The sequence below is a fragment of the Arsenicicoccus dermatophilus genome (assembly GCF_022568795.1).
Lineage (GTDB): Bacteria > Actinomycetota > Actinomycetes > Actinomycetales > Dermatophilaceae > Arsenicicoccus > Arsenicicoccus dermatophilus.
Window position 1 is genome coordinate 836,886 of sequence record NZ_JAKZHU010000001.1, and the last position, 20,694, is coordinate 857,579.

Sequence of the window (20,694 nt, forward strand, 5' to 3'; positions counted from 1 at the left end):
TGCTCCTCAGATCTCGAGGTGGCAGGGTCCCGCGGGCGCGGAGACGCAGGTCTGGATGGGTTGGCCCTCGTCGCCGTGGACCTCGCCGGTGCGCAGGTCACGCACCTTGCCCGCACGCAGCGGGGTGAGGCAGGTGTGGCAGATGCCCATGCGGCAGCCGCTCGGCATCACGACCCCGGCCTCCTCGGCGGCCTCCAGGAGCGTGGTCGAGCCGTCGACCTCGATCTCCTTGTCCGACCGCAGGAAGGTCACGAGACCGCCCTCGCCGCCCTGGCCCTCGAGCACGACGGGGGCGAACCTTTCGATGGTCAGCTGCTCCCTGGACTCCACCTGCCACAGCCGGGCCGCAGCCTCGAGGAGGTCGGCGGGCCCGCAGGCATAGGCCGCGCGGGTGCGCCAGTCGGGGCAGACGTCGTCGAGGTCGGCGGTGTCGGTGAGGTCGATGCGGCCCCGCTCCCCGGTGTGCCACTGGACGACCCGCAGCCCGGGGTGCCGGGCGGCCAGGTCGTCGAGCTCGTCGGCGAAGACCGCGTCGTCGCGGCTGCGGGAGGAGTGGACGAGGACCACGTCGGCGTCCTCGCGGCGGGCGACGAGGGTCCGCACCATCGACATGACGGGGGTCAGGCCGCTGCCGGCGGTGAGCATGAGCAGGGGGCGCGGGTGCTCGGGGAGGACGAAGTCGCCCTGGGGCACGTCCAGGTGGAGCACGTCGCCGGGGCGGGTGTCGCGGGCCAGGGCGGTGGAGACCAGGCCCTCGACGTGCACGGTGATCGCCGGGTCCTGGCCGGCGCCGCTCGAGATGGAGTAGGACCGCCAGTGGCGGACCCCGTCGACCTCGACGCCGACGCGGGCCCACTGCCCGGCGAGGTGGTCGTCCCACCCGCGGCCGGGGCGGAAGCGGATGGTCGTGGTGTCGGCGGTCTCGGGGACGACGGCGGTGACGACGCCGCGCAGCGTGCGGGAGGAGGCGAGGGGGTCCAGCAGGCCGAGGTAGTCCGCGGGGTGCAGCGGCGTGGTCAGCGGCTTCACGAGCGGCTCGACGGCCGGGTGGGAAAGAGCCACGCCCAGGGTGCGGCCGAGGACCCCTGCGAGGGGCTTGGCGACACGGTCCAGGGGAGGCATCGAAGGCATGCTCCATTCTTGCCCGCAGATCCCTGCCAATACTCGTCGTCCCGCGACCGTATTCTGCGGCGTACTTGTTGCTCGGGGATAAGATCTGGACTCGTGACCGCCGACACTCCCGCCGAGCCGCCGCCGTGGTTGTCACTCAAGGCTGAAGTCGCCGAACTGCTGAGACCCCACATGGACGAGATCGTCACCGAGATCATCACCATGGTCCCTCGCGACGTGCCCGAGTACGCCCGACCCATGGAGGGCAGGTTCGGCATGGGCCTGCACCGCGGGGTCGCCATCGCGATGCAGCGTTTCCTGGAGCTGCCGGGCACGGCCGAGCCGGCGCTGGGCCCCGACTCCAGACGGGTGTATGCCGAGCTGGGCCGGGGGAGTACCGCTCCGGGCGGCAGCTCGGGGCGCTGCTGGGCGCCTACCGCTCCGGGGCCCGGGTGACCTATCGCTGCGTGGCCCGGATCGCGGTGGCGAGGGGGGAGTCCGCCGAGGCGCTGGTCCCGCTCGGGGAGTCGATCTTCGCCTACATCGACGAGCTGTCGGCCGCCTCGGTGGAGGGCTATGCGGACGAGCAGAACGCCCAGGCGGGGGAGGTGGAGCGCCGCCGCGGCGAGCTCGCCGGGCTGCTGCTGCGCGGTCGGGTCGAGCTGGGCGACCTGCCCCAGGCCGCCGCGGCGGCGGGGTGGCCCCTGCCCGAGGAGATCGCCGTCGTCGTGGTGCCCCGCGAGCACGCCTCGGGGCTGCGGATCGCGCTGGGGCGCAGCAGCCTGGTGCTGCAGCGCGACGAGGAGATGCTGGCCCTGGTGCCGGCGACCACGACCTCCCGGGCTCGCAACGACCTGGAACGCGCCCTGCGGGGGCGCCGCGCGGCCGTGGGCCCCCCGCGGCCCCCGGCCCAGGTGCCCGAGTCCCTGCGCCTCACCCGGCTGACCCTGGCCCGCGCGGACGAGGCCGAGGCGCAGGGGATGCCGCGCCCCGACCCGGTCTACGTCCAGGACCACAGCGTCGACGTGGCGCTGGCGTCCGAGCCCGGTCTGATGACCGACCTCGCCCGGGTGCGGCTGGCACCCCTCGACCGCTTCGGCCCCGCCACGCGCGCTCGCCTCGCCCAGACGCTCTACCACTGGCTGCTCCACTGGGGACAGCGCCAGCCCGTGGCCGAGGCGCTGTCGGTGCACCCGCAGACGGTGGGCTACCGCCTGGCCCAGCTGCGCGAGGCCTACGGCCCGGAGCTCGACGACCCCAAGGTGCGGCTGGAGCTGCTCCTCGTCCTGCGCGCCGGCCACCGCTGAGCACCGGGGCGCGGCGGACGCGGACGGCCCGGGACGACCACCGCCCGCGGCCGACGATGCCACCCGCGGCCGACGGCGCCGGTGCCGGACGGCCACCGGTCGCGGCTGTGGACGACGCGACGCAGCGCCCGACCCCCTGCTCCTAGCCTGGACGGGTGCCCCTCCCGGTCCTGCTCACGTCCCTCGCCCTGGCCGGGCTCGGCCTGCCCGCAGGCCGAGCGGTGACCCGGTGGGGCGAGCGGCGGGGCTACCTGCGCCCGGGCGACCGGCCGCGCCGCGACGGCTCGCTGCGGTGGGTCACCCCGGCCTGCGTGCTGCTGCCCGCCCTCGTCGCCGCGGTGCTCGCGTCGCGCGGGCACGGCGGCCTGGCCCTGGTCGTCGGCCCCCTCGTGTGGGGGATGGTCGCCCTGGCCGTCGTGGACCTGGACGTCCACCGCCTCCCCGACCGGCTCCAGCTGCCGGCATACCCCCTGGTCGCCCTGCTGCTCGCCGCGCTGGCCGCCGTGACTCGCAACCCCGCACCCCTCGTCCGCTCCGGGAGCGCCACCGTCGTCGTGCTCGCCGTGGGCTCGCTGCTGTGGCTGACCGCCCCCCGCCACGGCCTCGGCCTGGGCGACGTCAAGCTCGCCGGCCTGCTCGCAGCCCTGCTCGCCCAGCTCGGGTGGTCCCAGGTGCTGCTCGGGCTCTGGCTCGGCCTCGTCCTCGGCGGGGCCCAGGCGCTCGCGCTCCTGGCGACCCGCCGGGCCGGTCGGGGCGACCACCTCGCGCTCGGCCCGCCCCTGCTGGCGGGGACCTTGCTGGCGCTCGCGGCGGGCTGACGATCACCCTGCGCCGTCGCCGAGCCACCTAGGATGACGACCATGACGATCGCCTTCCTGGTCCTGCACTACCTCACTCTCGCCGTCCTGATCTTCGGCTACGTCCAGAGCATCGAGGCCGGCGCGGCCACGAAGACGATGGTCTGGGGTGCACGGCTGCAGCTGCTCACCGGTCTGCTGCTCACCATGGCTGCCGAGATGGCCAAGGACGCCAACCACGCCTTCGTCGGGATCAAGCTCGTGGTGATGCTGGCCGTCGTCGGCCTCACCGAGGTCTCCCACGCCCGCGGCCGGCGCGGGCAGGTCAAGCCGGCGCTGGTGCACGCCGCGGCTGCCCTCGTGCTGGTCAACGTGGTCGTCGCCTACACGATGCCCCACTGAGCCACCCCGCTGCGCCGCGGCCGAGAGGCCGGCACCCACCCGTTCACCGGGGTGTCGGCCTCTCGTCCGTCGAGGCGGGGCTTCCCCCGGGCGTCAGGCCCGGCAGCTCAGCCCTGGGCCTCGATCTCGGCGACCTTGTCCGGGTGTGCCGCGGCGTAGTCGTCGACCGCCCGGCGGATCCGGCGGCCCATGACCGTCGAGGCCAGCAGACCGCCGAGCACGAAGACCGCGAGCCCGACCCAGGCGAAGGCCTTGAGCCAGTGCTCGGCCGCGGTGCCCAGCACGTAGACGCCGTACGTCGTGCCGAAGGCCCACACGATCCCGCCCGCCGCGTTGGCCGGGAGGAAGCGGTGGTAGGGCAGGCGCAGGATGCCCGACAGCGGCCCGGCGAAGATGCGCAGCAGCGCCACGAACCGGCCGAAGAACACCGCCCAGATGCCGTGGCGGGTGAAGACGTGCTCGGCATAGGCGATCTGCTTGGCCCCGAAGTGGCGCGGGAAGCGTCGCCGGAGCCAGACGAGCAGCCGCCGGCCGTAGTGATGACCGATCTCGTAGCCGATGGAGTCGCCGACGATCGCCCCGGCCGCTCCGGCGACGGCCACCCACAGCGGGCTGACGTCGAGCTGGTCGTGGGCGCTGAGGATCGCCGCGGCCACGAGCGTGACCTCGCCCGGCAGCGGTATGCCGAGGGACTCCAGCCCGATGACGACGGCCACCACGACGTAGACCAGCAGGGGTGGGATGGACATCAGCAGGTGGTCGACGTTCAACGCGGGTCTCCTGTGGTGGGGCGGGCGGCGAGGTGTGCCAGGGCCTCGCCGGTCAGCCTCTGGGCGGTCCAGTCGTCCTGCCCGACGGCGCCGAGCGAGCGGTAGAACCCCAGGGCAGGGGAGTTCCAGTCCAGGACGGTCCACTCCAGCCGGGTCCAGCCGCGCTCGACGACCCGGCGGGCCAGCGTGGCCAGCAACGCCCCGCCGAGCCCGCGGCCCCGGTGCGCCGGGTCGACGTAGAGGTCCTCGAGCCAGATGCCGTGCCGGCCGGTCCAGGTCGAGAAGCTCGGGAACCACACGGCCATGGCCACGACGGCGCCCTCGACCTCGGCGACGTCGGCCCATACCCGGGGCTGCCCGTCGGCGGGGAACAGGGCCGCGCCCAGGTCGGCCTCGGTCGCGGTGACCTGGTCCGGGGCCTGCTCGTAGGTCGCCAGGTCGCGCACCAACCAGTGGAGGGCGGGGAGGTCCTGCGGGGTGGCGGGCCGGATCATCCGGACAGCGTATCGGCCGGACGGGGCCGGGCGGGGCCGGTTGCGACCGAGCGGGTGGCCGCCAGGAGCGACTGTCAGGGAACCAGCAGGACCTTGCCAGTCGTCGTGCGGCCCTCGAGCGCCTCGTAGGCCGCCCGTGCCTCGCTCAGCGGACGCCGCGAGTCGATCGCGATCTCCAGCCGCCCGCTGCCGATGAGCTCGAAGACCGCGGACGACCGGCGCAGGAGCTGATCGCGGTCGGCGATGTAGTGGCCCAGCGTGGGGCGGGTGAGGTAGAGCGAGCCGCCGACGTTGAGACGCTGCGGGTCGACGGGGGGCACCGGCCCGCTGGCCGCGCCGAAGAGCACCATGAGCCCGCGTGGCCGCAGGCTGGCCAGGGACGCGTCGAAGGTCGACTGCCCGACCCCGTCGTAGACCACGTCCACGCCGCGGCCTGCGGCCTCGCGGACGGCGGAGGCCAGCGACTCGGGGTCGTGCTCGTGATAGCCGATCACGTGGTCGGCGCCGCGGCTGCGAGCGATCTGGAGCTTGTCGGCGCTGCCGGCCGTCGCGACGACGGTGGAGCCCTTGGCCTTGAGCAGCTGGACGAGCAGCTGACCGACCCCGCCGGCCGCGGCGTGCACCAGGGCGACCGTGCCCTCGTCGCAGAGGTAGGTGTCGTGGACGAGGAAGTGCGCGGTCATCGCCTGCAGCATCGCCGCCGCGGCGACGTCCAGCTCGACGGACTCCGGGACCGGCACCAGGGCCTGCGCCGGGAGGACGGCGACGGAGGCGGCGCTGCCGAGCTGCATGGCCCAGGCCACCCGGTCACCCGGGGACACCTCGCTCACCCCCTCGCCGACGGACTCGACGGTGCCCGCGCCCTCCATGCCGAGGACGAAGGGCGTCGCGACCGGATAGACCCCCGAGCGCTGGTAGGTGTCGATGAAGTTCACGCCGGCCGCGGCCACCTGCACCCGCACCTGGCCCGCACCGGGCGGCGGGACCTCCCGCTCGTGGACCCGCAGGACGCTCGCGTCCCCGGGCAGCGGGACCACCAGGGCCTGGGCCTTCATCGTCTCGGTCATGGCGTCAACCTACCTCCGGGCCGTCGCCCCTCGGGCGGGCGCCCGCAGACCGGGCGTGGTCGACGCAGTGGCCGATCACAGGGGGATCCAGTAGCGCCTCACCCGTGCCCCCGGCGCGTGCTCCCGCACGTCCTCCAGCTCACCGCCGTTGCGCTCGATGACGGCGGCCGAGGCCAGGTTGGTGTCGTCGCAGGTGAGGAGCAGCGCGTCCAGGCCGAGCCGGCGAGCCCGGACCAGCGTCTCCCGCAGCGCCCAGGTCGCCAGGCCACGCCCGCGCGCGGACGGCCGGATGCCGTAGCCGACGTGCCCGCCCACCTCGAGCAGGTGGGGGTTGAGCGTGTGCCGCAGCTGGATCGCGCCGAGATAGGTGTCGTCCTCGACGATCCAGCGGTTGGTGGCCGGGACGTTGCCGGAGGGCCGCTCGGTGGTGGGGTCGGCCTGCAGCAGCAGCTGCTCCACCCAGGCGGCGAAGGCCTCGGGGTCGTCGTGGTCCGTGCCCGGGTGCAGCGAGGCGCCGTCCTGGTGCACCCCGCGGCCCCACTCCTGCAGGGACTCGAGCCAGCTGGCGTGGAGGCGGGCGGTGGGGACGATCAGCTCGGGCATGAGCCCACCCTCGGTCACGCGCGAGGCGGGCGGCAACCCGGCATCCGGGAACCGCCCGCCTCGCGGAGCCACGCCTCGCGGGGCTCGGATCGTGCTCAGGCGAGGGCCGTCGCCAGGGCGGACCAGTCGACCTGGTCGGGCGCGGCGGCGCGCACCGAGGCGAGCAGCCCGAGGCGCGCGGCCCGCACCTGCGGGTCCGGCGCCATGACCAGGATGTCGTCGAAGAAGCGCGCCACCGGGTCGACCAGGGCCTTGCCCTGCGTCGCGAAGGTCTCCAGGTCGCGCGAGGAGCCCTCCGGCAGCCCCTCCAGGGCGGCGACGAGCGCGACCTCGGCCGGCTCGGTGAGCCGGGTGGCGTCGTAGGCCGCCTCGGTGCCCTCGGGAACGATCCGGCCGATCCGCTGCAGGCTCGCCACGATCGAGCGGAAGCCCTCGTCGCCGCGCAGCTCCTGGGCCTGGCGGATCGTCTCGGCCGCCGCCCCGGGGGTGGCGGCACCCGGCAGGACCGCGTCGATGAGGGACACGGCCACGCCCTCGTCACGCAGCAGCTGGGCGAACCGGCCGGTGGTGAACTCCAGAGCGGCGTCGACGGACTCGGGGGAGACCTCGACGTCCTGCTGCCGCAGCCGGTCGGCGGCGGCCTCGAGGCAGCTGCGGACCGAGAGGCCGGACAGGGCCCGGCCGACCTCGCCCTGGTCGCGCAGCACCCGCAGGATGCCCAGGCAGGCCCGGCGGACGCCGAAGGGGTCGGAAGAACCGGTCGGCTTGGCGCCGAGCGCGAACATCGCCATGACCAGGTCGGAGCGGTCGGCGAGGGAGAGCAGCGCGCCGGGCACCGACGCCGGGAGGGCGTCCGCGGCCGTGTGCGGCATCTCCATCTCGGCGAGGGCGTCGGCGACCGCCGGGGTCTCGCCCTTGCGGCCGGCATACTCCCGCGCGACGAAGCCGGCGAGGGAGGACATCTCGACGACCAGCTGGGTGGCGAGGTCGAACTTCGCCAGGGACCCAGCGCGCTCCAGGGTGGTGCGGTCCTCGGCGGACAGGTCGACGGACGAGGACAGCGCCAGCGCCACGTCCTTGATCCGGCGGGCGCGCTCGCCGACGGAGCCCAGGCGCTCCTCGAAGGTCAGCTTCTCCAGGCCCGGGACGAACTCGTCGACCCGCTCGGCCTCGAGGTCGGCGTTCCAGAAGAACAACGCGTCCTCGTAGCGCGCCCGGATGACCGACTCGTTGCCGGCCTTGACGACGGCGTCGTCGCACGCCCCGTTGGCCATGGTGACGAAGTGCGGCAGCAGGGCGCCGGACGCGTCGAGGACCGGCAGGTAGCGCTGGTGCTTGCGCATCACCGTGGTGAGGATCTGGGCCGGCAGGTCGAGGTAGCGCGGGTCGAAGTCGCCGCGCACGCCGTGGGGCTCCTCGACCAGGTTGGTGATCTGGTCGACCAGCGCGCTCTCGGCGTCGGTGTCGACCCGGCCGCCGACCTCGGCGGCGAGCCGCTCGGCCTGCTCGACGATCGAGGCGCGGCGCCGCTCGGTGGCCAGCTCGATGCCGCCCGCGGCGAGGACGTCGAGCAGCTCGTCGGCGTGGGCCACGGTGGCGTGGCCGAGCCGGACCCCGTCGGCGCGGGTGCCCTCGCCGCGCTGCAGGTAGGTCTCGCGGCCCGCCACCAGGCGGGAGGCGACCACGGGCACGACCTGGTCGCCCCACAGCGCCACCAGCCAGCGGATGGCGCGGGAGAACGACAGCGAGGGGTCGTTCCAGCGCATGTTCTTCTCGGCGCGCAGGCCGGTCACGACCTCGGCGAGCAGCGGCGGGAGCACCTCCATGACGCCCCGGCCGACCTGCTCCACGCGCACGACGGCGTGGTCGCCGCCCTGCACCTCGGCCCGCTCCACCTGGTCGACGGTGACGCCCGCGCCGCGCGCGAAGCCCTCGAGCGCCTTGGTGGGTGCCCCGGAGGCGTCGTAGGCCGCCTGCCACTTGGGGCCCTTGCGCAGGGTCTCGGTGTCGGGCTCGCGGGCCGCGACGTCGGCGACCGTGACGACGATGCGTCGCGGCGTGCCGTCCACGCGGATCTCGCCGTGCTCCAGGCGCGTGGCGGCCAGGCGCTCGGTCACGGCCGTCCGGACCTGCTCGACCGTGGCGCCGACGACGTGCGGGGGGAGCTCCTCGACACCGATCTCCAGGGCGAGGGCCCGCGGCTGGTCGCCCAGCGCCGACGCGTCCACCGTCGGCACCTCGAGCTCGGGCAGCTCGACCGGCTTGAGCAGCGGCAGGCCCAGCTCCTCCCGCCGCTCGATCCACAGCGCGGCGGTGTCGCGCATCAGCCGGCGCATGGTCGCGAAGGCCTTGGCGCGCTCGGTCGTGGAGATCGCGCCCCGGGCGTCCAGGACGTTGAAGGCGTGCGAGGACTTCAGGACGTAGGTGTGCGCCGGGACGGGCAGGCGGGCCTCGACCATGCGGGTGGCCTCGGCGACGTAGGCCTCGTAGAGCCGGCGGTTGGTGTCGACGTCGGCGTCGTCGAGGTAGTAGCGGCTCATCTCGTACTCGTTCTGGCCGAAGGCCTCGCCATACGTGATGATCTCGCCGGACGGCTTGCGGGAGTAGGCGATCTGCTTGAAGTGCGTGGCCCCCTGCACGGCCATGAGGATGCGCTCCAGGCCGTAGGTCAGCTCGACCGGGATGGGGTCGAGGTTCTGGCCGCCGACCTGCTGGAAGTACGTGAACTGGGTGATCTCCATGCCGTCGAGCCAGACCTCCCAGCCCAGGCCCCACGCGCCGATGGCCGGCTGGGCCCAGTTGTCCTCGACGAAGCGGACGTCGTGGGCGGCGAGGTCGATGCCGAGAGCCTCCAGCGAGCCGAGGTAGAGCTCCTGGGGGTTGCCCGGGTCGGGCTTGAGGATGACCTGGAACTGCGTGTGCATCTGCAGGCGGTTGGGGTTCTCGCCGTACCGGCTGTCGTCGGGGCGCACCGAGGGCTCGACGTAGGCCACGTCCCAGGGCTCGGGCCCGAGCACGCGCAGCACCGTGGCGGGGTTCATCGTGCCCGCTCCCACCTCGGTGTTGAACGGCTGGACGACCATGCACCCCCGCTCGGTCCAGTAGTCGGACAGGATCCTGAGGGCGTCTTGCATGGTCAGCACGAGCCACAGCCTAAGGGGTCCGTCGGTGCGCACCCGTAGGCTGGACCGCGCGATGGACTCCCTCTTCGACGACCTGCCCCTGACCCCTGCCACGACGACGCCGACGCGAGGCCGGACCTCCCCTCCTGCGAGCGGCGAGGTGGATGCCTCCGGCGTTCCCCTGTGGGCGCTCTCGGACGCCCCGCCCCCCGGTGACGACGACGCCCCGCCCACCGAGGAGGAGCAGGCGTATGCCGAGCGCCAGGCCCGCGGCGCCTGGGGCGGTGGGGGCCCGCGCCAGGACCCCGAGGCGATCCTGGCGGGCCTCAACCCGCAGCAGCGCGAGGGGGTGCTGCACCAGGGATCGCCGCTGCTCATCGTGGCGGGCGCGGGGTCGGGCAAGACCCGCGTGCTCACCCAACGGATCGCCCACCTGCTCGCCGCCCGCGACGTGCAGCCCGGCGAGATCATGGCGATCACCTTCACCAACAAGGCGGCCGCCGAGATGCGCGAGCGGGTCGAGGCGATCGTCGGCGGCCGGGCCCGCGCCATGTGGGTGTCCACCTTCCACTCGGCGTGCGTCAGGATCCTGCGCCGCGAGGCCAAGGTCATCGGCATCTCGTCGAGCTTCTCGATCTACGACGCGGCCGACTCGCAACGCCTGATGGCGATGGTGATGCGCGACCTGGACCTGGACCCCAGGCGCTACCCGCCGCGGTCGTTCAGCCACCAGGTCTCCAACCTCAAGAACGAGCTGGTCGACGAGGAGACCTACCGCGACCGGCTGGGGGAGGGCGCCACCCACCAGGAGCGACTGCTGGGTCAGGTCTACGTGGAGTACCAGCGCCGTCTGCGCCAGGCCAACGCCATGGACTTCGACGACCTGATCATGACGACGGTCAACATCCTGCAGGCCTTCCCGCAGGTGGCGTCCTACTACCACCGCCGGTTCCGGCACATCATGGTGGACGAGTACCAGGACACCAACCAGGCGCAGTACGAGCTGGTCCGCCAGCTCGCGGGGGGACCCACGGTCGGCGGGGACCTGCCCATGGCCGAGCTCGTCGTGGTCGGGGATGCCGACCAGTCGATCTACGCCTTCCGTGGCGCCACCATCCGCAACATCGTGGAGTTCGAGCAGGACTACCCGCAGGCGCGGACGATCCTGCTGGAGCAGAACTACCGCTCCACCCAGACGATCCTGCAGGCGGCCAACGCCGTGATCGCGCGCAACGAGGGCCGTCGGGAGAAGAACCTCTGGTCCGACCAGGGGGCCGGCGCCAAGATCGTGGGCTACGTCGCCGACAGCGAGCACGAGGAGGCGTCCTTCGTCGCGCAGACGATCGACCGGCTCGGAGACCAGCACGGGGTGCGCCCGGGCGACGTCGCGGTGTTCTACCGCACCAACGCCCAGTCCCGAGCGCTGGAGGAGGTCTTCGTCCGGACCGGTCTGCCCTACAAGGTCGTCGGCGGCACCCGCTTCTACGAGCGGCGCGAGGTCAAGGACGCGCTGGCCTACCTGCGGGTCGTCGCCAACCCGGAGGACACCGTCAACCTGCGCCGGATCCTCAACGTCCCCAAGCGCGGCATCGGTGACCGGGCGGAGGCCTGCGTCTCCATGCTGGCCGAGCGGGACCGCACGAGCTTCGTCGCGGCGCTGGGGCACCCCGAGGACGCGCCCGGGATCGCCACCCGGTCCGTCTCGGCCATCAAGGGTTTCACCACCCTGCTGGAGGGTCTGCGCGAGACCCGCGACGGCGGTGCCGGGGTGGGCGACCTCCTCGAGGGGGTCCTGGACCGCACCGGCTACCTCGCCGAGCTGCGGGCCAGCCACGACCCGCAGGACGAGACCCGGATCGAGAACCTCGACGAGCTCGTCGCCGTGGCACGCGAGTTCGACGAGACCTATCCCGAGGGCGGCCTGGACGACTTCCTGGAGCAGGTGTCCCTGGTGGCCGACTCCGACGAGATCCCCGAGGAGGGTGACGACTCCGGGGTGGTCACCCTGATGACCCTGCACACCGCCAAGGGGCTGGAGTTCCCCGTCGTCTTCCTGACCGGTATGGAGGACGGGACCTTCCCGCACAGCCGGGCCCTCGGTGACCCCAAGGAGCTCGAGGAGGAGCGACGGCTGGCGTATGTCGGGATCACGCGGGCGCGGGAGCGGCTGCACCTGTCCCGGGCGTCGGTCCGATCCGCCTGGGGTCAGCCGCAGTTCAACCCGGCGTCCCGCTTCTTCGACGAGATCCCGGCGGACCTGATCGACTGGCAGCGCACCGAGTCGGCGTTGGCCGGTTCGTCGTCCACCCAGCCCCTGGTGGCCCGGCTGGGCGCTCGCCCGGGCCGCGGCGAGCGGCCGGTGCCGGCGCTGGCCTCGGGCGACCGGGTCACCCACGACTCCTTCGGGCTGGGCACGGTGGTGCGCGTGGAGGGTCTGGGAGCCAAGGCCATGGCGACGGTCGACTTCGGTGGCGAGACCGGGGTCAAGCGCTTCGTCCTGGGGATCGCCCCGATCACCAAGCTCTGAGCCGCGCGCCGGCGCCCTGCCCGGTGTCGGTGGTGACACGCGCGGTGGCGCCTGACCGGGATCCCGGTCCGGCGCCACCGTGTCGCAGGCTCGTCCGTCGGTGTCGCACCGGTCGGCCGTGAGCCCCCGGTCAGACCGACAGGCCCCGCTTGAGGAACTCGACGACCGGGTCGACCGCCGAGCTGAGGCTGGGGTTGCCGTCCAGGTGGATCTCCAGGTGCAGGTGCGGTCCGGTGGAGCGACCCTCGTTGCCGGACAGGCCCAGGACCTCGCCCGCCGAGACCTTCTGCCCGACCTTGACGTCGAGCTGGCTGAGGTGGCCGTAGCGCGCGAGGGTGCCGTCCTCGAAGGTGACGTCGACGTAGCGCCCGTAGACCCGGGCCCCGTCGCGGACGTCGGTGACCACGCCGTCGGACAGGGAACGCACCGGTGTCCCCACCGGGCAGGCGAAGTCGAGGCCGTGGTGGGTGCCGCCCCATCGGGCGCCGAAGCGCGAGGTGAGCCGGTAGGCGTCCACCGGGAGCACCCACGTGGAGGCGCCGGTGACGCGGCTGGTGGTGCGGGAGGTTCGCCCGAGGCCGAGGAGCCCGCGCGTGGGGGCGCGGTGCGCACCCGCTGCCTTGCGCACGGTGGGCCGCTCGGTGCCGGTGGTGGGCGTGGTGGTCGCCTCGGCGATGGCCCGCTCGATGGCCTCTGCGGCCTCTGCGGCCGCGGTGGCCGGCGCGGGCAGGGGCGCCACCTGGACGGGCGGGGCGACAGGCTTGGGCGGGAGCGCGACCGCGGTCGTCGTGCCGGTGGCCGTGGGCAGCGCGGTGGGAGCAGCCATGGTCACTGCGCGGGAGCCCTGGGTCACCGGGGTCCGGGCGCTGCGGACGGCGCCGAGCGCCCCCGTCGCGGTCGGGGTCGCGGCGGCAGCCTCCGGGGCCGCCGCCGGTGCCATGGACAAGGTGACGGGGCCCTCCACCGCCTGCGCGCGACCGGTGAGCTGGTGCAGGCCGGTGGCACCGACGCCGGTGGCGAGGGTGGCCGCGGCGCCCATCATCCCGACGCGGCGGGCGCCGGGGCGGGCGGGCTCGGCACGATGACGCGGGCGGCGGCCTGCGAGGACCTCCGAGGAGGCGGGGCTGGTGGTCATGGTCAACCTGACGAGCGAGCGTGTGGGACGGGCGGTCACGGTAACCCGCGACGTTTTCGTGACGCAACGGGACGAGCGCCACGGCGGCGGTGCTCCCTCAGGCCTGCAACCTGCGGCGGCGCCGCTCGGAAGGGGCCCCCGGCGGTCCCTGGTCGGTGACCCTCCGCTAGGCTGGCGGGCATGAGCGAGTCCAGGTTGCGAATCCTTGTGGCCAAGCCGGGTCTTGACGGTCACGACCGCGGTGCGAAGGTGGTGGCTCGCGCGCTGCGTGACGCCGGCATGGAGGTCGTCTACACCGGCCTGCACCAGACCCCCGAGCAGATCGTCGAGGCGGCGATCCAGGAGGACGCCGACGGCGTCGGCCTGTCCGTCCTGTCCGGGGCCCACATGACCTTGTTCAAGAAGGTCATCGAGCTCCTGCGTGAGAAGGACGCCGCCGACATCGTCGTCTTCGGTGGTGGCATCATCCCCGAGGACGACATCAAGCCCCTCACCGACATGGGCGTCGCCCACGTCTTCACGCCGGGCGCCACCACCACGGAGATCGTGGAGTGGGTCACGGCCAACGTGCAGGCTCACTGACCCTCTGCACATCCAGCAGGGCCCCGGACCTCGGTCCGGGGCCCTGCTGCGTCTGCGGACGGTCCGGTGGCGATCCCTGCCCTGCGGCCCCGGCGTGGGGCGATGGCGAGGGACATCACTCATGGTGTCTGGGAATTGCCCATGCGTAACCGGCCATCTGGGCACGTAGCGTCATGCTTCGCCACGTGAAGGGCCGCGGAGGGCGCCGTTTCCTCCCTCTATCGGCCTAATTGTCCGCTGGCAGATTTACACCTGTCCGGGTGTGCGGTGAGATTCAGGGGCCGGCCGTGGATCCTCTCGCGATCCCCCTGCCCCGACGAGCCAGATCCCGCCCGGGGGGCCGGTTACCGGTCCGTCACCGACGGTTGCACCCCTCTGAGGAGCCCTCACCCATGAAGCAGATCACCCTCGGCGCGAGCTTTGCCCTCGCCTGCGCCGCAGCCCTCGCACCGGTCGTCGTCGTCGGCGCCCACGCTGCGGACGGCGACGGACCCGACCGGGCGACGGTCCTGGTCGCTCCCGACTCCCGTGCCTCCCTCGTCTCCTCCGCCCAGGCCGACCAGGGTGATCTGGTGTCCGCCCTCGGCCTCACCTCCGACGACTCCTTCAAGGTCAAGGACGTCCTCAAGGACACCGACGGCTCGACCCACGTCCGCGTCGACCGCTTCTTCAAGGGTGTCAAGGTCGTCGGTGGCGACCTGATCGTCCACCGTGACAAGTCGGGCAAGGTCACCGGCCACGACGGCATGTTCACCGGCAAGATCACCGTGGACCTGCAGCCCGCCGTCGACAAGGGCGCCGCCCAGGCCAAGGGTCTGGCCGCCGCCAAGGCGTTCAACGGCGCCGAGTCCAAGGAGCGCGGTCTGGCCGCCCCCAAGGGTCTGCAGAACGCCGCCAACGCCGGCAACACCCTGGTCATCCACGTCGACGACAAGGGCACCCAGAAGCTCGCCTACGAGGTCAAGACCACCGGTATCACCGCCGACCGGACCCCCTCGCGCATCAAGTCCTACATCGACGCCGACACCGGCGCCCCGATCACCTCCTACGACGAGATCGCCCAGGGCTCCGGCAACGGCATCTTCGTGGGTGACGTCGAGCTCAAGACCACCAAGGAGGGCGGCAACTACCTCCTCAAGAACCCCGAGACGGGGAACTACTCGACCGACTCCAAGAACGCCAAGACGGACGGCACCCCGTTCACGGACGCCGACGACAAGTGGGGCAGCGGCTCCAACTCCGACCGTCAGAGCGCCGCCGCGGACGCCCAGTACGGTGCGGACAAGACCTTCGAGTACTACAAGAACGTCATGGGCCGCAACGGCATCTGGAACAACGGCAAGGGCGCCCGCTCGCGCGTCCACTACGACAACAACTTCACCAACGCCTTCTGGGACGGACGCCAGATGACCTACGGCGACGGTGCGGGCAACAACGCGCCGCTGACCGAGATCGACGTCGCCGCCCACGAGATGAGCCACGGTGTCACCGAGAACACCGCCGGTCTGGCCTACGAGGGCGACGCCGGTGGTCTGAACGAGTCCACCTCGGACATCTTCGGTGTCGCGGTGGAGTTCTACGCGGCGCTCCCGAAGGACAAGCCGGACTACTACATGGGCGAGCTGATCAACCTGCGGGGCGACGGCACCCCGCTGCGCTACATGGACAAGCCCTCCAAGGACGGCCGTTCCTACGACTGCTGGTCCTCGAGCGTGGCCAGCGCCGACCCGCACTTCTCGTCCGGCCCGGGCAACCACTGGTTCTACCTGGCCTCCGAGGGCTCCGGCGCCAAGACCATCAACGGCGTGAAGTACGACAGCCCGACCTGCAACAACTCCACGGTGACCGGCGCCGGCCGCGAGAACATCGAGAAGGTGTGGTACCGCACCCTGTCGACCAAGCTCACCTCGACGTCCAACTACAAGGCCGCTCGTGAGGGTGCCATCAAGTCGGCCATCGAGCTGTACGGCGAGAACAGCCAGGTCTGCAAGTCGGTCGAGGCCGCCTACAACGCGATCTCGGTCCCCGCGGGCACCGCCAAGTGCGGCACCGGCACCCCGACCCCGGCCCCCACCGGCACGGCCAAGCCGACCGGCGCCCCCACCACGGCGCCCACGAGCGCTCCGACGACGGCGCCCACGAGCGCTCCGACGACGGCGCCCACGGGTGCCCCGACGGTCAAGCCGACCGGCGCCCCCACCACGGCGCCCACGAGCGCTCCGACGACGGCGCCCACGGGTGCCCCGACGGTCACGCCGACCGGTGCTCCGACGGGCACCCCCACCACCGTGCCCACCACGCCGGCTCCCGGTGGCAACGTCGTGGTCAACGGTGACTTCGAGGCCGGCCAGCGCGGCTGGCTCGGCCAGTCGGGTCCCGTCAACAACAACGCCGGTCGGCCCGCGCACTCGGGCTCCTGGAAGCTGTGGCTCGGTGGCAACGGTCACCCGTCCATCGACCAGGTCCAGCAGACGGTCACCGTCCCGGCCGGTTCGCCGAAGCTGACCTACTGGGTCGCCATCGACACCGCCGAGACCTCCTCCCTGGTCGGCTTCGACCGCGCCCAGGTCATGGTCAACAACACGCCCGTGGCGTCCTACAGCAACATGGACAAGACCTCGGGCTACGTGCAGAAGACCGTCGACCTGACCGCCTACGCCGGCAAGCGGGTCACGCTGACCTTCCGGGCGCTCGAGGACTACGGCAAGCAGACCTCGTTCGTCTTCGACGACGTGTCCGTGGGCTGATCATCGATTCCAGAGCCGGGATGGTCCACCTCCTGCCGACCCGGCTCTGACCCGCTCACGCATCCCCCGTGACGGGTGCTTGACCGGCCGGCCGCTCTCCTGCTCAGAGAGCGGCCGGCCGTTCGTCTGCCTGTGGACCGTGTGTCATCGGTCGCAGCCGACCGACATACGTAGAGCCGACGGCCGCTGGGGGATATCCTCGCGCTGACACTCCACCACCTAACCCAAGGACGGATCGAGCGTGGATCTTTTCGAGTACCAGGCACGTGACATGTTCGAGAAGCACGGCGTGCCGGTCCTGGCGGGCAAGACCGCCGAGACCCCAGCGGCCGCCCGCGCTGCTGCCGAGGAGATCGGACCCCGGTCCGGCGGCGTCACGGTCGTCAAGGCCCAGGTCAAGACCGGGGGCCGTGGCAAGGCCGGCGGCGTCAAGGTCGCGAAGACCGCGGAGGAGGCGGAGCAGTTCGCCCAGCAGATCCTCGGCATGGACATCAAGGGCCACACCGTCCACACCGTGATGATCGCCCAGGGCGCCAAGATCGCGGAGGAGTACTACTTCTCGCTCCTGCTGGACCGCGCCAACCGCACCTACCTGGCGATGTGCAGCAAGGAGGGCGGCATGGAGATCGAGCAGCTCGCCGTCGAGCGGCCCGAGGCCCTCGCCCGCGTTGCCGTCGACCCCCAGGTCGGGATCGACCAGGCCAAGGCCGAGGAGATCGTCGCGGCCGCCCGCTTCGACGCGGAGACCGGCGCCAAGGTCGCCCCGGTCCTGCAGAAGCTCTGGGAGGTCTACCGTGACGAGGACGCCACGCTCGTCGAGGTCAACCCCCTCGTCAAGACCGAGGACGGCGAGGTCGTCGCCCTCGACGGCAAGGTCACCCTGGACGACAACGCCTCGTTCCGTCAGCCGGAGCACTCCACCCTGGTCGACGAGAAGACCGAGGACCCGCTGGAGGCCAAGGCCAAGGCGATGCACCTCAACTACGTCAAGCTCGACGGCAACGTCGGCATCATCGGCAACGGCGCCGGCCTGGTCATGAGCACCCTGGACGTCGTGGCCTATGCCGGGCAGGACCACACCGGAGGGGTCTCCAAGCCCGCCAACTTCCTCGACATCGGCGGCGGCGCCTCGGCCGAGGTGATGGCCAACGGTCTGGACGTCATCCTCGGCGACGAGCAGGTCAAGTCCGTGTTCGTGAACGTCTTCGGCGGGATCACCGCCTGCGACGCGGTCGCCAACGGCATCGTCGGTGCCCTCAAGACCCTCGGCAACTCGGCCACCAAGCCGCTCGTCGTGCGTCTGGACGGCAACAACGTGGAGGAGGGTCGCCGGATCCTCTCCGACTTCAACCACCCGCTGGTCACCGTCGAGGAGACCATGGACGGCGCCGCCCGCAAGGCCGCCGAGCTGGCCGCCAAGTAAGCGTTCGAGCAAGAGAGACAAGGGACTTCACAGCAATGGCTATCTTCCTCAACGCGGACTCCAAGGTCATCGTCCAGGGCATGACCGGCTCCGAGGGCATGAAGCACACCACGCGCATGCTCGCGTCCGGCACCGACATCGTCGGCGGCGTCAACCCCAAGAAGGCCGGCCAGACGGTCGACTTCCCGGGCGACAAGCAGATCCCGGTCTTCGGGTCGGTCAAGGAGGCCATGGAGGCCACCGGCGCAGACGTCACCGTGGTCTTCGTGCCCCCGGCCTTCACCAAGTCCGCCGTCGTCGAGGCCGTCGACGCGGGCATCGGCCTGTGCGTGGTCATCACCGAGGGCGTCGCCGTCAAGGACACCGCGGAGTTCTTCAACTACGCCAAGGACAAGGGCACGACCCGCATCATCGGCCCCAACTGCCCGGGCATCATCAGCCCCGGCCAGTCCAACGCCGGCATCATCCCGGCCGACATCGCGGGCGCCGGCAAGATCGGACTGGTCTCCAAGTCCGGCACCCTGACCTACCAGATGATGTACGAGCTGCGTGACTTCGGCTTCACCACGGCCGTCGGCATCGGCGGCGACCCGGTCATCGGGACGACCCACATCGACTGCCTCGAGGCCTTCGAGAAGGACCCGGAGACCGTTGCCATCGTCATGATCGGCGAGATCGGCGGCGACGCCGAGGAGCGGGCCGCGAAGTACATCCAGGAGAACGTCACCAAGCCGGTCGTCGGCTACGTGGCCGGTTTCACCGCGCCGGAGGGCAAGACCATGGGTCATGCCGGCGCCATCGTCTCCGGCGGCGCGGGCACCGCGGCCGCCAAGAAGGAGGCGCTGGAGGCTGCGGGCGTCAAGGTCGGCAAGACGCCCTCCGAGACGGCTGCCCTCATGCGCGAGATCATGCAGGGCCGCTGACCCCGGCCGCCTTCGGGGTCGTCGACGCGAGGCCTGCGTCGAGAGCCGGTCGCCCCCACCCCGGGGCGACCGGCTCTCGGCATACCGCAGCTCGCCGGTGCGGGAACGGGACGCGCGCGGCGAGCCGAGGCGAGCCGTGGTCCTCGGCTGGGGGACGATAGGCACACCCATGAGTGAGACAACGCGCTTCCGCCTCCCCGCCCTCACCGCGACCAGCGCCCCGCTGCGCCGACCGGCCCGTGCTGCCCTGGTGGCCGTGCTGTCGAGCTGGGTGCCCCTCGCGCTGCTGACCGTCGTCGGATGGGCGGGGTCGGCGCGGACCACCGTCGGCTGGGGCGACGCCCTCGGGGTCGCGAGCCTGGCCTGGGTCACGGCGCACCTGGGGGCGTTGCGGGCGGGGGAGACGACCCTGGCGCTGTCGCCGCTGCTGCTGACCCTGCTGCCGCTGGCGGCCTGCGCCGCGGCCGGTCGGTCCCTGTCGGGGCCGGTCCAGGACGACCGCAGCCCGCGGATCCCCCGGCTCGGGGGGATGCGTCAGGGGGTGGTCGCGCTCGTGGGGTGTTTCGTCCTGACCTACGCGGCGCTGGGTCTCGTGGTGGCTGCGCACGCCGCCACCATGCCGGTGTCCCCGGTCTGGCCGGTCACGGTGGGCGGGTGCCTGCTGGTGCCCATGGTGGGCGGCGCGGTGGGGCTCCGGCACGAGCTGGTCTCGCCCGAGCTGGCCCCGGTCTGGCACGACAAGGCCGGGCAGCTGCTGCCCGTGCCGGTCCGCCGCGCCCTGTCCGCCGGCGTCCGGGGAGTCGGGGTCCTGCTGCTCGTCGGTCTGCTCCCGGCGGCGGTCGCCCTGGTGTGGCACCTGGGCCGGGTCCGGGACCTCACCGGTGAGCTCGACGCGGGGCCCCTCGGCACCGTCGTCCTCGCGCTCGCCCAGCTGGCCTGGCTGCCGAACGTCGCCGCGTGGGGGCTGTCCTGGGTGGCGGGTCCGGGCTTCACCGTCGGGCTCGGATCGGCCTACACCTGGCAGGAGTCGCGGTCCGGCCTGCTCCCGATGGTGCCCGTCCTCGGGGCCCTGCCGGACAACGGGACGCTGCCCTCGTGGGTCATGGCCGCGGGCGTGCTGCCGGTGGTCGTGGGCGCGCTGACCACCTGGTGGGCCGTCAACCGGGTCAGTGTGCTGGCGTCCCTGGCGGGCAAGGCCCTGGCTGCCCTCGGCGCGTGGGTGGTCCTGGTCCTCGGGACCGCGGTGGTGCTGTGGACCTCCGGCGGCTCGCTCGGTGCCAAGGCCCTCGCCGAGATCGGGCCGCGGGTGCTCCCGACGACGGCCGCGGTGGCCGGTGAGACCGCGCTGGGCGGGCTGCTGATGCTGGCCCTGGTATGGCGCCGCTACCACCGTTAGCTGTACTACCACCGTCTGGTGGGACGCTCCCACAGGACGGGCAAGGCTGGTCGAGCCAGGAGGACCGGGTGGGTATCTCGTCGCAGGAGCGGGCGGCGCGTCGTCGCGCGGTGGACAACGCGCGGCACAGCATCGAGACGGACGGTGGGTGTCCTGATGACGACCCGCGGGAGGTGGAGGAGGCGTACGTGGCCGGGGAGGTGACGTCGGCTGAGGTCCTGGCGGCCGCGGCCCGGCGTCCACGACGGCTGGCACCCTGCTGCTGACCGACGCCGGGACCCGGGCGCGG

General features: G+C 72.6%; 17 protein-coding genes and 1 pseudogene. 11 read left to right on the forward strand and 7 right to left on the reverse strand.

The window, feature by feature from the left end:
* Positions 1-6: 6 nt before the first annotated feature.
* Positions 7-1,131, reverse strand: a complete 1,125-nt coding sequence (locus MM438_RS04000; protein ID WP_241451237.1) for a ferredoxin reductase — start codon at positions 1,129-1,131, stop codon at positions 7-9.
* Between the two features lie 171 nt (positions 1,132-1,302).
* On the opposite strand from MM438_RS04000, the pseudogene MM438_RS17095 reads away from it, so the two are divergent.
* From MM438_RS17095 to MM438_RS04020, 4 genes and pseudogenes are all read left to right on the forward strand, one after another.
* A pseudogene (locus MM438_RS17095) lies at positions 1,303-2,000 on the forward strand (PucR-like N-terminal domain-containing protein); the annotation flags it as partial.
* A 162-nt stretch (positions 2,001-2,162) separates the two neighbouring features.
* The gene (locus tag MM438_RS17100; protein ID WP_277628094.1) at positions 2,163-2,417 is read left to right on the forward strand and encodes a helix-turn-helix domain-containing protein; all 255 of its coding nucleotides are present in this window, start codon (positions 2,163-2,165) and stop codon (positions 2,415-2,417) included.
* A gap of 155 nt (positions 2,418-2,572) precedes the next feature.
* Complete coding sequence (locus MM438_RS16650) at positions 2,573-3,235, forward strand: prepilin peptidase (protein WP_241451240.1); 663 nt, start codon at positions 2,573-2,575, stop codon at positions 3,233-3,235.
* A gap of 42 nt (positions 3,236-3,277) precedes the next feature.
* A complete protein-coding gene (locus MM438_RS04020; protein ID WP_241451241.1) occupies positions 3,278-3,616 on the forward strand; it encodes a hypothetical protein in 339 nt (112 codons plus the stop codon).
* Positions 3,617-3,723: 107 nt separating this feature from the next.
* On the opposite strand, the gene MM438_RS04025 is transcribed toward MM438_RS04020, so the two are convergent.
* The 5 genes from MM438_RS04025 to MM438_RS04045 form a co-directional block, all read right to left on the reverse strand.
* Positions 3,724-4,386, reverse strand: a complete 663-nt coding sequence (locus tag MM438_RS04025; RefSeq protein WP_241451242.1) for a DedA family protein — start codon at positions 4,384-4,386, stop codon at positions 3,724-3,726.
* Entirely contained in the window at positions 4,383-4,880 is a 498-nt protein-coding gene (locus tag MM438_RS04030) for a GNAT family N-acetyltransferase (RefSeq protein WP_241451244.1), read from the reverse strand. The genes MM438_RS04025 and MM438_RS04030 overlap by 4 nt, the downstream gene beginning before the upstream one ends.
* Positions 4,881-4,954: 74 nt before the next feature.
* A complete protein-coding gene (locus MM438_RS04035; protein ID WP_241451245.1) occupies positions 4,955-5,947 on the reverse strand; it encodes a quinone oxidoreductase family protein in 993 nt (330 codons plus the stop codon).
* A gap of 75 nt (positions 5,948-6,022) precedes the next feature.
* The gene (locus MM438_RS04040; protein WP_241451246.1) at positions 6,023-6,550 is read right to left on the reverse strand and encodes a GNAT family N-acetyltransferase; all 528 of its coding nucleotides are present in this window, start codon (positions 6,548-6,550) and stop codon (positions 6,023-6,025) included.
* A 95-nt stretch (positions 6,551-6,645) separates the two neighbouring features.
* On the reverse strand, positions 6,646-9,684 hold the full coding sequence (locus MM438_RS04045) for a glycine--tRNA ligase (RefSeq protein WP_241453271.1): 3,039 nt from the start codon (positions 9,682-9,684) through the stop codon (positions 6,646-6,648).
* Between the two features lie 61 nt (positions 9,685-9,745).
* Here MM438_RS04045 and pcrA point away from each other — a divergent pair, with 61 nt between their 5' ends.
* Positions 9,746-12,199 (forward strand): DNA helicase PcrA, encoded by a 2,454-nt coding sequence (pcrA, locus tag MM438_RS04050; RefSeq protein ID WP_241453273.1) that lies wholly within the window; start codon positions 9,746-9,748, stop codon positions 12,197-12,199.
* Between the two features lie 130 nt (positions 12,200-12,329).
* Here pcrA and MM438_RS04055 read toward each other — a convergent pair whose 3' ends face one another.
* On the reverse strand, positions 12,330-13,334 hold the full coding sequence (locus MM438_RS04055; protein ID WP_241451247.1) for a M23 family metallopeptidase: 1,005 nt from the start codon (positions 13,332-13,334) through the stop codon (positions 12,330-12,332).
* 180 nt (positions 13,335-13,514) lie between these two features.
* Between MM438_RS04055 and MM438_RS04060 the strand changes: the two genes are divergently transcribed.
* The 6 genes from MM438_RS04060 to MM438_RS16910 all read left to right on the forward strand — a co-directional run bounded on the left by MM438_RS04060 (position 13,515) and on the right by MM438_RS16910 (position 20,671).
* Positions 13,515-13,916, forward strand: a complete 402-nt coding sequence (locus MM438_RS04060; protein WP_241451248.1) for a coenzyme B12-dependent isobutyryl CoA mutase small subunit — start codon at positions 13,515-13,517, stop codon at positions 13,914-13,916.
* Between the two features lie 392 nt (positions 13,917-14,308).
* The gene (locus tag MM438_RS04065) at positions 14,309-16,663 is read left to right on the forward strand and encodes a M4 family metallopeptidase (RefSeq protein ID WP_241451249.1); all 2,355 of its coding nucleotides are present in this window, start codon (positions 14,309-14,311) and stop codon (positions 16,661-16,663) included.
* 241 nt (positions 16,664-16,904) lie between these two features.
* Positions 16,905-18,086, forward strand: a complete 1,182-nt coding sequence (gene sucC, locus MM438_RS04070; protein ID WP_241451250.1) for an ADP-forming succinate--CoA ligase subunit beta — start codon at positions 16,905-16,907, stop codon at positions 18,084-18,086.
* A 35-nt stretch (positions 18,087-18,121) separates the two neighbouring features.
* Complete coding sequence (gene sucD / locus MM438_RS04075) at positions 18,122-19,009, forward strand: succinate--CoA ligase subunit alpha (RefSeq protein WP_241451251.1); 888 nt, start codon at positions 18,122-18,124, stop codon at positions 19,007-19,009.
* Positions 19,010-19,178: 169 nt separating this feature from the next.
* Complete coding sequence (locus MM438_RS04080) at positions 19,179-20,405, forward strand: cell division protein PerM (protein WP_241451253.1); 1,227 nt, start codon at positions 19,179-19,181, stop codon at positions 20,403-20,405.
* Positions 20,384-20,671, forward strand: a complete 288-nt coding sequence (locus tag MM438_RS16910) for an antitoxin VbhA family protein (RefSeq protein ID WP_407568277.1) — start codon at positions 20,384-20,386, stop codon at positions 20,669-20,671. Before MM438_RS04080 ends, MM438_RS16910 begins: the two co-directional genes overlap by 22 nt.
* Positions 20,672-20,694 lie beyond the last annotated feature (23 nt).

Bases quoted from the DNA above. Each gene is read 5' to 3' on its own strand.
- MM438_RS04000 (WP_241451237.1), bottom strand. From the start codon at position 1,131: ATGCCTTCGATGCCTCCCCTGGACCGTGTCGCCAAGCCCCTCGCAGGG.
- MM438_RS17100 (WP_277628094.1), top strand. From the start codon at position 2,163: ATGACCGACCTCGCCCGGGTGCGGCTGGCACCCCTCGACCGCTTCGGC.
- MM438_RS04020 (WP_241451241.1), top strand. From the start codon at position 3,278: ATGACGATCGCCTTCCTGGTCCTGCACTACCTCACTCTCGCCGTCCTG.
- MM438_RS04030 (WP_241451244.1), bottom strand. From the start codon at position 4,880: ATGATCCGGCCCGCCACCCCGCAGGACCTCCCCGCCCTCCACTGGTTG.
- MM438_RS04035 (WP_241451245.1), bottom strand. From the start codon at position 5,947: ATGACCGAGACGATGAAGGCCCAGGCCCTGGTGGTCCCGCTGCCCGGG.
- MM438_RS04040 (WP_241451246.1), bottom strand. From the start codon at position 6,550: ATGCCCGAGCTGATCGTCCCCACCGCCCGCCTCCACGCCAGCTGGCTC.
- MM438_RS04045 (WP_241453271.1), bottom strand. From the start codon at position 9,684: ATGCAAGACGCCCTCAGGATCCTGTCCGACTACTGGACCGAGCGGGGG.
- pcrA (WP_241453273.1), top strand. From the start codon at position 9,746: ATGGACTCCCTCTTCGACGACCTGCCCCTGACCCCTGCCACGACGACG.
- MM438_RS04055 (WP_241451247.1), bottom strand. From the start codon at position 13,334: ATGACCACCAGCCCCGCCTCCTCGGAGGTCCTCGCAGGCCGCCGCCCG.
- MM438_RS04060 (WP_241451248.1), top strand. From the start codon at position 13,515: ATGAGCGAGTCCAGGTTGCGAATCCTTGTGGCCAAGCCGGGTCTTGAC.
- MM438_RS04065 (WP_241451249.1), top strand. From the start codon at position 14,309: ATGAAGCAGATCACCCTCGGCGCGAGCTTTGCCCTCGCCTGCGCCGCA.
- sucD (WP_241451251.1), top strand. From the start codon at position 18,122: ATGGCTATCTTCCTCAACGCGGACTCCAAGGTCATCGTCCAGGGCATG.
- MM438_RS04080 (WP_241451253.1), top strand. From the start codon at position 19,179: ATGAGTGAGACAACGCGCTTCCGCCTCCCCGCCCTCACCGCGACCAGC.
- MM438_RS16910 (WP_407568277.1), top strand. From the start codon at position 20,384: ATGGCGCCGCTACCACCGTTAGCTGTACTACCACCGTCTGGTGGGACG.